This window comes from Micromonospora sp. CNZ322 (assembly GCF_007827755.1).
On the sequence record NZ_VITD01000001.1, the window covers coordinates 776062 to 788283 of the forward strand.

Consider the following 12222-nt stretch of genomic DNA (forward strand, 5'->3'; position numbering starts at 1 on the left):
CGACCTATCCCTTCACGGCGCCGGAGGTGAGGCCGGAGACGATGTACCGCTGAAGGAACTGGAAGACCAGCACCGTCGGGATCGCGGTCAGCAGGGTGCCGGCCGCGAAGATGCCGAAGTTGGTGTTCCGCTCGCCGCCCTGCAACATGCCCCGCATGCCGACCGCGAGGGTCTTGGCGTCCGTGTCGGTGAGGAAGACGCTCGCCATCAGGAACTCGTTGATGGTGTTGATGAAGGCGAGCAGTCCGGTCACCGCGAGGATCGGCGCCACCAACGGCAGCATGATCCGGAAGAAGACCTGGGCGTGTGAGGCGCCGTCCACGGTGGCCGACTCGTCCAACTCCCGGGGCAGTGTGTCGAAGAAGCCCTTCATCAGCCAGGTGTTCACGCCCAGCGCGCCACCCAGGTAGAGCAGCAACAGACCCCACGGGGTGTTGAAGCCGATCGCCGGCCACAGGTCGGTGATCCTGCCGAAGATCAGGAAGATCGCAACGATCGCCAGAAACTGCGGGAACATCTGGATCAACAACAGTGACAGCAACCCCACCCGTCGCCCCTGAAACCGCATCCGGGAGAAGGCGTACGCCGCGAGCGCGGAGAGGAAGACCGAGGCGAACGCGGCCCCACCGGCGATGAGCAGCGAGTTCAGGAACCAGTCAGCGAACTCGGTGCGCGCGAACAGATTCCCGAAGTTCTCCAACGACACCCCGCCGGTCGGCACCAACTCGGTGGACGACAGGGTGCCGAGCGGATTGAGCGCCGCCGAGACGACGAACACGAGCGGAAAGAGACTGAACAGCACGCCGAGCAGGCCGACCAGGTGCCGCCAGCCGACCTCGGCGAACCATCGCTTCTTACGCTTGCCCGGGTTTCGGTTGACCGCCGCCGGGCCGTTCGCGCCGCCCGTGACGGCGGCGCCGGTGAGCATGGTCATGCGTACACCTCCTCCTGTTGCCGGGTCCGCCGGAAGCTGATCGCCGACACCACCGCGACGATGGCGAAGATGAACAGCGAGATGGCCGCGGCGAAGCCGAACTGTGCGGCCTGCCCGCCGAACGCCAGCCGGTAGGTGTAGGTGATCAGCAGGTCGGTGGCGCCGTTGCTGGGGTTGTCCGCCGGGAACGGCGCGCCCTCGGTGGTCAGGTAGATCGCGTTGAAGTTGTTGAAGTTGAACGCGAACGACGAGATCAGCAGCGGCGAGAGCGCGACCAGCAGCAGCGGCAGGGTGACCGCCCGGAACGACTGCCAGCGCGACGCCCCGTCGACAGAGGTGGCCTCTGTCAGCTCCCGTGGGATGGCCTGCAGTGCGCCGGTGGCCACCAGGAACATGTACGGGTAGCCGAGCCAGAGCTGCACCAGGATCACCGCGGCGCGGGCCGACCAGTCCTGCCCGAACCAGTCGACGCTGAGCCCGAACAGATTGTTGATCAGCCCGAAGTCGGTGTTGAACATGTCCCGCCAGACCAGCAGCATCGCGAAGGACGGCATGGCATACGGCAGGATCAGCAACATCCGGTAGAGGTTGGTGCCCCGCATTCGGGGCGAGTGCAGCGCCAGGGCGATCAACATGCCGAGGATGAACGTGCCGCCGGTGGAGCCGATGGCGAAGGCGAAGTTCCAGATCAGCGTGCCGAGGAACGGCCCGGAGATCCGCTCGTCGGTGAGCACGCGGGTGAAGTTGGACAGCCCGACGTTCACCTTCCAACCCTGGGCCAGCCGCTCGCCGTCGGCGGCGACGAACGCGCCGACCTCGCCGTCCGCGGTCCAGGTTCTGCCGCTGTCGCTGTCCTTTACGCAGTCGCAGCCGGCGTCGTAGGCCCGAACGGCCTTGCCCTCGTAGGCCCGGGACAGGCCGGACGAGCGCAGCGCGCCTCCGGCGGTCGGCACCACCAGGTCCGTGATGTCCTTGCTGCGGGCGCTGGCCTGGCCGAAGTTCAGCATTGTGTAGCCGTCCGCCGCGGTGACCTTCCCGCCGGGGCCGACGGTGGCCGCGCCGGGATCGAGCGGGCGCAGGCCTCCGGCGTCGCCGACGGAGACCGTGTCGGTTCCTGGCTTGGTGATCAGGAAGACCAGGGCGCCGGTGGCCGGGTCGCCCTTGGTGGCGACCGACAACGGGTACTGGGGGGACCCCGGGACCTGCTTGACCGAGGAGCTCTGGATCGCGACGATCGCGTCGTCCTTGCTGCCGCGGTGGCCGTCGCCGAAGTTGGTGAAGGCTGTGCTCGCGGTGTAGAGCACCGGCACGACCTGGAAGGCGATCAGGAAGAGCGTGCCGGGGATGAGGTACTTCGCCGGGACGTGCCGGCGGCCCAGGTACAGATAGAACAGTGCGGCGGTGGTCAGCACCAGCACCGCCAGCCCGACCCACTTCTCGGCCGCCACGAGCGGGAAGGCCGCCCAGATCGCGATCCCGGCCACCAGGCCGAGCAGGATCACCTTCGCGGCGAGGCCGGCCGCGGTGATCGGCGCGTGTTTCCGCGCGGTACGGGAGGTGCGCGGGGACCCGGTGCGGACGGGCCCCCGGCCCGGGGCCTGCTGGGCAGACTCCGGGCCGGACAGCGGTGTGCTCATTACTTGATCGAACCGGCGATCGTCTTACCGGCTGCGGTAACCGTGCTGGTGGGGTCGGCGCCGCCGATGACGGCGGCCTCGGCCTTGCCGAACGGGTCCCAGATCGCGGCCATGGCCGGGATGGCCGGGAGCACCTGGCCGTTCTTGCCGGCCTCGATGAACTTGGCCAGGTCCGGGTCGCTGCTCTTTACCTGGTCCAGCGCGGCGGTCAGCGCCGGCGGGCGCGGGTCGGCCTGGTAGAGCGCCATGGCCAGGTCCGGCCTGGTGACGTAGTTGGCGACGAACTCCTGGGCGAGAGCCTTGTTCTTGCCCTTGGCCGCCACGTAGAAGGACTGGACGCCCACGAACGGCGCGGCCGCCTTGCCGCCGGCGAAGCCGGGTACGGCGGAGACGTCGTACTTGATGCCGGCCTTCTTCACGTCGGCGGTGGCCCACGGTCCGGAGACCAGGAAGGCGCACTTCTTGCCGGTGAAGGTGGCGGTCGAGTTGGTGTCGGCGATCGAGCGCTTCAGCACGCCCTCGCCCTTCTCGCCGAGCGCGGCGATCTTCTTGAACGCGGCGATCGACTCCGGCTTGCCCACGCCCAGGTCCTTCGGGTCGTAGTCGCCGTTCGCCGTGGTGCCGAAGAGGTAACCGCCGGCCGAGGTGTACAGCGGGTAGATGTGGTACGCGTCGCCCTTCTGGCCGACCTGGAGGCAGAGCGTCTCGGTGACCTTCTTCTGCGCCTTGAGCTGCTTGCCGGTGGCGACCAGGTCCTCAATCGTCTTCGGTGCCTCGGGGGCCAGTTCGGTGTTGCGGATCAGCGCCAGGTTCTCCTGGGCATATGGCACGCCGTAGAGCTGGCCGTTGAACGTGACGGCCTTGACGGCGGTCTCGTTGAAGGCAGTCTTCTGCTCGTCGGACAGCTGCACCGGGTCGATGGCACCGTTCTGGACGAGGTTGCCGATCCAGTCGTGCGCGCCGATCACCACGTCCGGGCCGCCGCCCTGGCTCGACACGGTCACGAAGTTGTTCTGGAGGTCCTCGTTCGGGACGGCCTGGACCTCGACGGTGACGCCGTTCTCCTGGCCGAACTTCTCGACGAACGGCTTGAGGGCGGCGGTCCGCTTGTCGTCCGCCCAGATCACCAGTTTGCCGCCGGCGGCCTTGGGGGTGTCCTTCGCGGCCGGCTCGTCGCTGTCGCCACCGCAGCCTGAGGCGGCGAGCGCCAGGGCGAAGAGGGCGACCACACCCGCGGTACGGATGCGCATCGGTACTCCTGTCGTCATGGCGGGTCCGCCGGGGGAAGGGCGGCCCGCCAGTGGAAACCTCTGGAATTTCTTGCCAACCGGCGCATTGATGCTGCGCCGCTGCTCTCGCATGTTGCGGGGACGTTAGCAAGACGTTGCAAGTAATGGAAGGGCTTGCAGAGCACCCCGCAAGAACTTGCCGGTGGGCTAAAGTGCCGCCATGCGCGCTCGACTGTCCGACATCGCCCAGCAGGCCGAAGTCAGCGAGGCCACGGTGTCGCGGGTGCTCAACGACCGCCCCGGCGTGGCCCCCGAGACCCGGCAGGCCGTCCTCACCGCCCTCGACGTGCTCGGGTACGAGCGCCCGGCCCGGCTGCGTAAGCGCAGCGCCGGTCTGGTCGGCCTGGTGGTGCCGGAGCTGGACAACCCGATCTTCCCCGCCTTCGCCCAGGTCATCGAGTCCACACTGGCGCAGAGCGGCTTCACCCCGGTGCTCTGCACACAGACCGCCGGCGGCGTGACCGAGGACGAGTACGTGGAGATGCTGCTGGACCGGCAGGTCTCCGGGATCGTCTTCGTCTCCGGTCTGCACGCCGACACGGCCGCCAACCACGACCGCTACCGGGCGCTGCTCGCCCGGCCGTTGCCGGTCGTGATGATCAACGGGTACGTGCCCGGCATCGGCGCGCCCTTCGTCTCCTGCGACGACCGGGAGGCGGCCGAACTGGCCGTCGCCCACCTGGTCGCGCTCGGGCATCGACGGATCGGCCTGATCACCGGCCCGGACCGGTTCGTCCCGGTGCAGCGCAAGGTGGCTGCCTGGCGCTCCGCGATGACCCGGCTGGCCGGCGTCGCCGAGGCCGACCTGGGTCCGCTGGCCGAGCTCTCACTGTTCGGAGTGGAGGGTGGCGAGGCGGCGGCCGGCCGCCTGTTGGACCGCGGCGTCACCGGCGTGGTCTGCGGCTCCGACCTGATGGCGCTCGGCGCGATCCGGGCCGCCCGCCAACGCGGCCTCGACGTCCCCAGCGGCCTCTCCGTGGTCGGCTACGACGACTCCCCGCTGATGGCCTTCACCGACCCACCGCTGACCACCATGCGGCAGCCGGTCACCGCGATGGCGGTGGCCGCCGTCCGCGCCCTGGTGGACGAGATCAACGGGCACGGCGCCCCGCACTCGGAGTACCTGTTCCGCCCGGAGCTGGTGGTGCGCGGCTCCACCGCTGTCGCGCCGAGCTCCGCACGCCTGTCTTACGCAAGATCTGCTTGACTCTTGCAGCGACGGGCCGGCATATTGCTCGAATGATCAGCACCACCACCCCGCCACATGCCACCGACGACGACTGGTGGCGCTCCGCTGTCGTCTATCAGGTGTACGTCCGCAGCTTCGCCGACAGCGACGGCGACGGCACCGGCGACCTCCAGGGCATCCGGCAGCGCCTGCCGTACCTGCGCGACCTCGGGGTGGACGCGCTCTGGCTGACCCCCTTCTACACCTCGCCGATGATCGACGGCGGGTACGACGTGGCCGACTACCGGGACGTCGACCCGATGTTCGGCACCCTCGCCGACTTCGACGCGATGATCACCGACGCGCACGCCCACGGCCTGCGGATCATCGTCGACCTGGTGCCCAACCACACCTCCAGCGAGCACCACTGGTTCACCGCGGCGCTTGCCGCCGGCCCCGGCTCACCGGAGCGGGCCCGCTACCTCTTCGCCGACGGTCAGGGCGCGCACGGCGAGTTGCCCCCGAACGACTGGGAGAGCATCTTCGGCGGCCCCGCCTGGACCCGGATCACTGACGGTCAGTGGTATCTGCACCTGTTCGACCCGTCGCAGCCGGACCTGAACTGGCGTCACCCGGAGGTCCGCGCCGAGTTCGAGGACGTGCTGCGGTTCTGGCTGGACCGGGGCGTCGACGGATTCCGCGTCGACGTGGCGCACGGCATGATCAAGGCGGAAGGGCTGCCGGACGTCGGCTTCAGCTCGATGACCACCGGCCAGCGCCAGGTCGAACTGCTCGGCAAGGGCCGGCTGCCGTACTTCGACCAGGACGAGGTACACGAGATCTACCGGGCCTGGCGGCCCATCCTGGACAGCTACCCGGGCGGTCGGATGGCGGTTGCCGAGGCGTGGGCCGAGACGCCACAGCGCCTGGCCCGCTACATCGGCCCGGACGAGCTGCACCAGGCGTTCAGCTTCGACTTCCTCGACGCCACCTGGTCGGCCGACTCGTTCCGCAAGGTGATCGACACCGCGCTGGCCGAGGCGACAGTCGTCGGAGCGCCGACCACCTGGGTGCTGTCCAACCACGACAAGCAGCGGCACGTCACCCGGTACGGTGACGGTGTCGAAGGGCTGCGCCGAGCCCGGGCCGCCAGCCTGCTGATGCTCGCCCTGCCCGGCTGCGCCTACCTCTACCAGGGCGAGGAACTGGGCCTGCCGGAGGTTCTCGACCTCCCCGACGAGCTGCGCCAGGATCCGGCATTCCTGCGCACCGGCGAGAGCCGCGACGGCTGCCGGGTGCCCATCCCGTGGAGCGGCGAGCTGGCCCCGTACGGTTTCGGGCCGGCCGGCAGCGAGCTGAGCTGGCTACCCGCCCCGGCGCTCTGGCAGGCGCTGTCCGTCACGGCGCAGACCGGCGTACCCGGCTCGACCCTGGAGCTGTACCGGACCGCGCTGCGGATCCGCCACGTTCATCCCGCGCTCGCCCTCGACGCCGACGGGGTCACCTGGCGGGAGAGCGAGCCGGGCGTGCTGGCCTTCTCCCGCTCCGCAGGCTCGACCGTGCTGACCTGCGTGGTCAACTTCAGCGGCGCGCCGGTCCTGATCGACGGGTACGGTCAGCCGCTCGTCGCCAGCGACGAGCTCACCGGACAGGGCTCCGGTCAGCTGCTGCCAATTGACGCGGCAGTCTGGTTGGAACGGCGCTGAACGGGTAACTCGTTCTCGACCTGGTCGTTCGTCGTGCCCCGCGCCGGCGGGCGACTGGGCTACCGGCCCCTTGTGGTGGGGGGTGAGGTGCCACCGGCGCCGCGCGGAGTCCGCTCCGCGTGGCGCCGGTGTCCGTGTGCCGCCGGTGGTTAGATCCGCAGATATCGGGGGTAACGAATCGGGCACCATCACTACGGAGGTGACCCCCATGGTGGTACGGATCGCCCAGTGCACGCTCGACGTCGAGGACCTGGACCTGATGGTCTCGTTCTGGTCCGCGGCGCTCGGCTACGAGGTCGAGAAGGGCGACGACGGCAGCGCGATGCTCTGGCCGCCGGGGCAGCCGTCCGCCGCCGCGCCCACTGTGTGGTTGCAGGGCTCGGGCACCGCCAAGCGGGGCAAGAACCGGCTGCACCTCGACCTGGTCGCGGACACCGACCCCCAGTCCGAGGTACGGCGGCTGCTGAGCCTCGGCGCGCGGCAGGTCGACGTCGGGCAGACCGGGACCGAACAGTTCACGGTGCTCGCCGATCCCGAGGGCAACGAGTTCTGCGTGCTGGACCGCGCGCCGACCCGCTGACGTCTCACTTCGCGGTGAGCAACGCCGCGATCCGGGTCCAGCCGGCGCGTACCTCTGCCTCGTCCGGCGGTTCGGCGGGCTCACCGTGGCCGGCCTCGTCGGCTGCCGCGTCCAGCTCCTCGTCGATTACGTCCTCGAAGTCCCCGTACAGGTCGGCCCCCTCCACCTGGCGGGCCTCGTCCTCGGCGGCAACCTGCGCGGCGGCGATCTCGCTGCGGATCTCGTCGGCGGACAGCGCCGGTAGCAGCGGCTCCACCACGGCCATCAGCTGCTCCTCGGCCACCACCGCCTCGGCCAGCGCCAACGCGTGCGGTCGCTCGTACGGCCCGCAGACCACCGGCTCCCACTCGTCGAGGTCCCCGAGCGGACCGAAAGTGATGATCCATGGCAGGCCGAGGAGCGGTGAGTCCGCCGGCAGGTCCAGTGTCATGAGTGCGCCCACCGGCTCATCATGGTCCGCGAACGCGAGCGACGACGCCGTTCTGCTCAGTTATCGCCCGTCCGACTGTCGATCGGCGGCCGGTCAGCCGGGGCGGACCGCGTCCAGGGCGGCGCGGACCAGGGCGAGCGCGGTGGCCGGCGGCACGCCGAGCCGGGCCGCCTCCGCCGCGTAGCCGGCTGCCGCCCGCTGCAACCGGTCGACGGCGTCGTCCCGCCCGGGAGCGACGAAGGTGCCGTTGCGCCCCCGGGTCTCCAGCAGCCCGGCCGTCTCCAGCTCCCGGTACGCGCGGGCCACCGTGTTCGCGGCCAATCGCAGGTCGGCAGCGAGCTGCCGGACGGTGGGCAGTCGGCTGCCCACCGGCAACCGGCCGTCGCCGATCAGCTCGGCGAGCTGCACGCGCACCTGCTCGTACGGGGGTACCGACGAGTCCTGGTCGACCGAGATCAGCACCTGCGCGCCTTCCGTCATCAGCCCGCACCGCCCGGCGTACCGGGGTCGATGCCCTCGTCGACATCCTTCGGTGCGGCGGGGGTCTCCGCCAGGTCCACCACTCGGCCGTTGGTGCTGGTCGCCAGGAGCGCCGCGCCGAACAGCACCAACTGGTTGAGCAGGTAGAGGTAGAGCAGCAGACCGACGGCGCCGGCCACCACGGTGTACGCCGGGTTCCGCTCGGTCCGCACCACGTAGTACCGCCCGACGGTGTTCAGCAGCGTGATGCCGACCGCCACCAGCACCACCACCGGGCGCAGCCGGGACCGGCTCATCCGCAGCCGGGGCACGGCCAGCAGCAACGCGGTGGCGAGCACGGTGTTGACCAGCACGCTGAGCACCGCGCTGATGGTGGTCAGACCCACCGACCCGGTGCTGCGCAGCAGGAAACGCAGCAGCGACTCCAACGCGTCCACCGCCGCGACCGAGACGCCGAGCAGCACGAAGACGCCGATCATCACGCCCAGGTCAACGAGTCGCCGCACCACCAGATTGCCCGGCTGCTGGTTGAGCTGGTACATCAACCGCTGCGAGGACCGGATGGCCTCGACCCACCCGATCCCGGTGAAGACCAGGATGACCAGGCCGACCACACCGACAGTGCCGCTGGAGTTGGCGATCTGCTCGGCGTCCAGGAACGGCAGATTCTCCTTGAGGAAGTCGGCCGCCGCCGCGCTGACCTCGTCGTTGTCCTCCAGGATCGCCCCGAAGATGGAGAACGCGACCAGGGCGAGGGCGAACACGGCGAAGAAGCCGTAGTAGGCGATGGCGGCTGCCAGTCGGCCGGCCAGCACCTCGCCGTACAGCACCCCGGCCCGCCACACATGATCGAAGAGCCCCGACCGGTGGCGCGCGGCGCTCACCCAGCGGTCGATGCCCGCCTCGATCCGGCCGATCACGTTCACGCGATCATCCTCGCCGATCTCCCACCGCTGTAGTGGCAACCGGCTCCCGATGCTCGCCGGCCGGCGCGTCGCCGATGCTTCAGGTGCTGGCGGTTCGGTTGCCGGCGCTTCAGTTGCCGAGGCAGAAGTCCCGACGCGGCTGCCACCTGGCCTGCCCGCTGTGCGAGAAGAGGGTGAACCCGTCGACCTCGAACATCGCGGAGAAATCGGCCAGATCCTCGTACACCTTGTCCAGGTCCTCCGGCGCCACGTCCTGAGCCACTGTGACGTGCGGATGGTACGGGAACCGAAGCTCGCGGTGCAGGCCCGGCGCCGCGGCGATGGCCGCGGCCAGCAGCTCGCACTCACTGATCCCGGCGGCCACCGCGACGAACACCACCTGGGTGACCGGACGGAACGTGCCGGTGCCCCGCAGGTGCAGCGTGAACGGCAGGTGCGCGGCGGCGACGGCGGCCAGGTGCCGCTCGACCGCCGGCAGGTTGGCCGTCCGGATCTCGGTGGGCCCGAGCAACGTCACGTGCGCGGGCACCGCCAGCGGATCACCGGCCTCGACCCGCCGCCGGGTGAGCAGGGCACCCCACGGCTCGGGGATGTCCACCGCGATGCCGATCTGGATGGTGTCGCCGGTCGGCGGCATCCCGCCACTGCGATCCACGCTTCGCGCCGCCCCTCCGACCACCGAGCCGTCCACCTGTACCGCGGAGCTACTCGCCGCGCACGGGCGGGAAGAACCCGACCCGCTCGTACGCGGACCGCAGGGTCGTCGCGGCCACCGCACGGGCCTTTTCCGCGCCGGCCGCGAGCAGCTTGTCCAACTGCGCCGGATCGTCGAGGTAGCCGCGGGTGCGCTCCTGGATCGGCCGGACGAAGTCCGTCACCACCTCGGCCAGCTCCTTCTTCAGATCGCCGTAGCCACGGCCCGCGTACGCGGCCACCAGCTCGTCGATGCTGCGGCCGCTGAGCGCCGAGTAGATGGTCAACAGGTTGGACACACCCGGCTTGGTCTCGACGTCGAAGACGATCTCCCGACCGGTGTCGGTCACCGCCGAACGGATCTTCTTCGCGGACCGGGCCGGATCGTCGAGGAGGTCGATGATGCCGGCCGGCGAGGACGACGACTTCGACATCTTCGCGGTCGGGTCCTGCAGGTCGGTGATCTTGGCAGTGTCCTTGACGATGTGCGGCGCGGGCACCGTGAAGGTCGCGCCGAACAGCGAGTTGAAGCGCTGGGCCAGATCCCTGGAGAGCTCCAGGTGCTGGCGCTGGTCCTCACCGACCGGGACCGCGTTGGCCTGGTAGAGCAGGATGTCGGCGGCCTGGAGGACCGGATAGGTGAACAGCCCGACGCTGGCCCGCTCGTTACCCTGCTTCTGCGACTTGTCCTTGAACTGGGTCATCCGGCTGGCCTCGCCGAAGCCGGTGATGCAGCCGAGCACCCAGGCCAGCTGCGGGTGCTCGGGCACCTGCGACTGGACGAACAGGGTGCTGCGTTCCGGGTCGAGCCCGACCGCGAAGAGCTGGGCCGCGGCCACCCGGGTCCGCTGTCGCAGCAGCGCCGGATCGTGCCCCGCAGTGATGGCGTGCAGGTCCACCACGCAGTAGAACGCGTCGTGGGTGTCCTGTAGCGCCACCCAGTGCCGCACCGCGCCGAGATAGTTGCCGAGGTGGAACGAGTCGGCTGTCGGCTGGATGCCGGAGAAGACGCGGGGCCGGGCGGGAACGTCGGACATGGCGATAATTCTGTCAGCAAGCAACCCGGTCCGTCATGACGGGCCGGCGGGTCGGCTCCGGCCCGCCGGTGCCGGGGTGCTGACCTCGCCTGCTTCGCCCGCGCCGACCCGGCGCGTCGGCCCGACCGCGACCCGGCGGTGCTGCCCCGCCATCGCCTCCCGGGCAGGCTCGGGGCCGCCGCCCGCCGAGGCCGACGCGGCGTCGTACTCGCGGCGCCGCCCGGTGCGCTGCTCGCGGTCCGGCTCGGTGCGCTGCTCGCGGCGCTGCTCGGTGCGGACGGCGGAGACGGCGATCTGGGCCACCCGGCGGCGGTCCAACGTGAGCACCCGCAGCAGCCAGCCCGCCGGCAGCTCGGGCGGATCGGGGGCGCCGACCTCGGCGGGCTCACCCGGCACCGGCACCTCGTCGCCGGTCACCGGGAGCCGACCCAGCGCGGCCATGACGAACCCGCCCACCGTTTCGTAAGGTCCGGCGGGTAGTGCCACCCCGGTCCGCTCGGCGAAGTCAGCGAGGTTGAGGCGGCCGTCCACCACGGCGGGCAGGCCGGCGTGCACCGGGTCCGGGGTGGCGTCGTACTCGTCGTGGATCTCGCCGATCAACTCCTCGATGAGGTCCTCCAGGGTGACGATCCCGGCCGTGCCGCCGTACTCGTCGACCACCACCGCGAGGTGCTGACCCTCCCGGCGCATCTCGGTCAGCGCGGCGAGCACCCGTTTGCTGCCCGGGAGCCGCTTCACCTCCCGGGCCAACTCGCCGACGGTGACGCACGGGTCGGCGTCCGGGCGCAGCAGTACGTCACGGAGGTGCACGAAGCCGACCACGTCGTCGTGCGTGCCGTCGGTGACCGGGTAACGGGTGTGCGTTTCGGCGCGGACGAGTCGGGCGGCTTCGACGATGGTCAGCCGCGCCGGGAGGAAGACCACCTCGGTGCGCGGCATCATCACCTCGCGGATCAGACTGGCACCGGCCACCAGGACCTCGTCGATGATCCGCCGCTCGTCCGGGTCGAGCACCGTGTTCGCCGCGACCAGGTCCCGCAGATCGGCCTCGGAGATGTGCTCCCGGCCGGCCGTCGGACCGGTCCCGAGCAGATCGGTGACGAGTCGGCTGGCGCCATCCGCGGCGCGCACCAGCACCCGGGCGACGGCCCGGGCGAGGCGGCCAGGGTCGCGGCGGGGGTGTGCCCGCGCGTGTCGCCGGAGCCCGGTACGGGCCGCTTCCCGCATGACAGAGATGGTAGACACCGTGGGCCCACCGCACCGGGGATCACGCGGAGCGGCGGAGAGATGTTCGGCTCTGTTTAATCATGAGAGATTATGATGGAATGGGGTTGACGGTGGC

General features: G+C 70.3%; 11 protein-coding genes and 1 pseudogene. 3 read left to right on the plus strand and 9 right to left on the minus strand.

What is annotated here, in order from left to right:
• Window positions 1-4: 4 nt before the first annotated feature.
• From FB453_RS03545 to FB453_RS03555, 3 genes are read right to left on the minus strand one after another with little or no spacing between them, the layout of a single operon-like run.
• Window positions 5-934, minus strand: coding sequence for a sugar ABC transporter permease (locus FB453_RS03545; protein WP_112602074.1), 930 nt, complete (start codon window positions 932-934; stop codon window positions 5-7).
• Window positions 931-2571, minus strand: coding sequence for an ABC transporter permease subunit (locus FB453_RS03550; RefSeq protein WP_145787431.1), 1641 nt, complete (start codon window positions 2569-2571; stop codon window positions 931-933). Before FB453_RS03550 ends, FB453_RS03545 begins: the two co-directional genes overlap by 4 nt.
• Window positions 2571-3821, minus strand: coding sequence for a sugar ABC transporter substrate-binding protein (locus tag FB453_RS03555; protein WP_145787433.1), 1251 nt, complete (start codon window positions 3819-3821; stop codon window positions 2571-2573). The genes FB453_RS03550 and FB453_RS03555 overlap by 1 nt, the downstream gene beginning before the upstream one ends.
• A gap of 199 nt (window positions 3822-4020) precedes the next feature.
• On the opposite strand from FB453_RS03555, the gene FB453_RS03560 reads away from it, so the two are divergent.
• From FB453_RS03560 to FB453_RS03570, 3 genes are all read left to right on the plus strand, one after another.
• Entirely contained in the window at window positions 4021-5067 is a 1047-nt protein-coding gene (locus tag FB453_RS03560) for a LacI family DNA-binding transcriptional regulator (RefSeq protein WP_145787435.1), read from the plus strand.
• Between the two features lie 32 nt (window positions 5068-5099).
• The gene (locus tag FB453_RS03565) at window positions 5100-6734 is read left to right on the plus strand and encodes a glycoside hydrolase family 13 protein (RefSeq protein WP_145787437.1); all 1635 of its coding nucleotides are present in this window, start codon (window positions 5100-5102) and stop codon (window positions 6732-6734) included.
• Window positions 6735-6942: 208 nt separating this feature from the next.
• A complete protein-coding gene (locus tag FB453_RS03570) occupies window positions 6943-7314 on the plus strand; it encodes a VOC family protein (RefSeq protein ID WP_145787439.1) in 372 nt (123 codons plus the stop codon).
• A gap of 4 nt (window positions 7315-7318) precedes the next feature.
• Here the strand turns inward: FB453_RS03570 and FB453_RS03575 are convergent, their stop codons facing one another.
• The 6 genes and pseudogenes from FB453_RS03575 to FB453_RS03600 all read right to left on the minus strand — a co-directional run.
• Window positions 7319-7756, minus strand: coding sequence for a hypothetical protein (locus FB453_RS03575; protein WP_145787441.1), 438 nt, complete (start codon window positions 7754-7756; stop codon window positions 7319-7321).
• Window positions 7757-7837: 81 nt separating this feature from the next.
• On the minus strand, window positions 7838-8224 hold the full coding sequence (locus FB453_RS03580) for a GntR family transcriptional regulator (RefSeq protein ID WP_112581630.1): 387 nt from the start codon (window positions 8222-8224) through the stop codon (window positions 7838-7840).
• The gene (locus FB453_RS03585; RefSeq protein ID WP_112581631.1) at window positions 8224-9150 is read right to left on the minus strand and encodes a YihY/virulence factor BrkB family protein; all 927 of its coding nucleotides are present in this window, start codon (window positions 9148-9150) and stop codon (window positions 8224-8226) included. The genes FB453_RS03580 and FB453_RS03585 overlap by 1 nt, the downstream gene beginning before the upstream one ends.
• Before the next feature lie 109 nt (window positions 9151-9259).
• On the minus strand, window positions 9260-9787 hold the full coding sequence (locus FB453_RS03590; RefSeq protein WP_145787855.1) for a 2'-5' RNA ligase family protein: 528 nt from the start codon (window positions 9785-9787) through the stop codon (window positions 9260-9262).
• 67 nt (window positions 9788-9854) lie between these two features.
• A complete protein-coding gene (gene trpS / locus FB453_RS03595; protein ID WP_145787444.1) occupies window positions 9855-10880 on the minus strand; it encodes a tryptophan--tRNA ligase in 1026 nt (341 codons plus the stop codon).
• 209 nt (window positions 10881-11089) lie between these two features.
• Window positions 11090-12107, minus strand: a pseudogene (locus FB453_RS03600) (hemolysin family protein); the annotation flags it as partial.
• Between the last annotated feature and the right edge of the window lie 115 nt (window positions 12108-12222).

What these genes read in the sequence shown, in the direction of transcription:
- FB453_RS03560 (WP_145787435.1), top strand. Translation starts at nt 4,021, where the DNA reads ATGCGCGCTCGACTGTCCGACATCGCCCAGCAGGCCGAAGTCAGCGAG.
- FB453_RS03545 (WP_112602074.1), bottom strand. Translation starts at nt 934, where the DNA reads ATGACCATGCTCACCGGCGCCGCCGTCACGGGCGGCGCGAACGGCCCG.
- FB453_RS03580 (WP_112581630.1), bottom strand. Translation starts at nt 8,224, where the DNA reads ATGACGGAAGGCGCGCAGGTGCTGATCTCGGTCGACCAGGACTCGTCG.
- FB453_RS03550 (WP_145787431.1), bottom strand. Translation starts at nt 2,571, where the DNA reads ATGAGCACACCGCTGTCCGGCCCGGAGTCTGCCCAGCAGGCCCCGGGC.
- FB453_RS03570 (WP_145787439.1), top strand. Translation starts at nt 6,943, where the DNA reads ATGGTGGTACGGATCGCCCAGTGCACGCTCGACGTCGAGGACCTGGAC.
- FB453_RS03590 (WP_145787855.1), bottom strand. Translation starts at nt 9,787, where the DNA reads ATGCCGCCGACCGGCGACACCATCCAGATCGGCATCGCGGTGGACATC.
- FB453_RS03555 (WP_145787433.1), bottom strand. Translation starts at nt 3,821, where the DNA reads ATGCGCATCCGTACCGCGGGTGTGGTCGCCCTCTTCGCCCTGGCGCTC.
- FB453_RS03565 (WP_145787437.1), top strand. Translation starts at nt 5,100, where the DNA reads ATGATCAGCACCACCACCCCGCCACATGCCACCGACGACGACTGGTGG.
- trpS (WP_145787444.1), bottom strand. Translation starts at nt 10,880, where the DNA reads ATGTCCGACGTTCCCGCCCGGCCCCGCGTCTTCTCCGGCATCCAGCCG.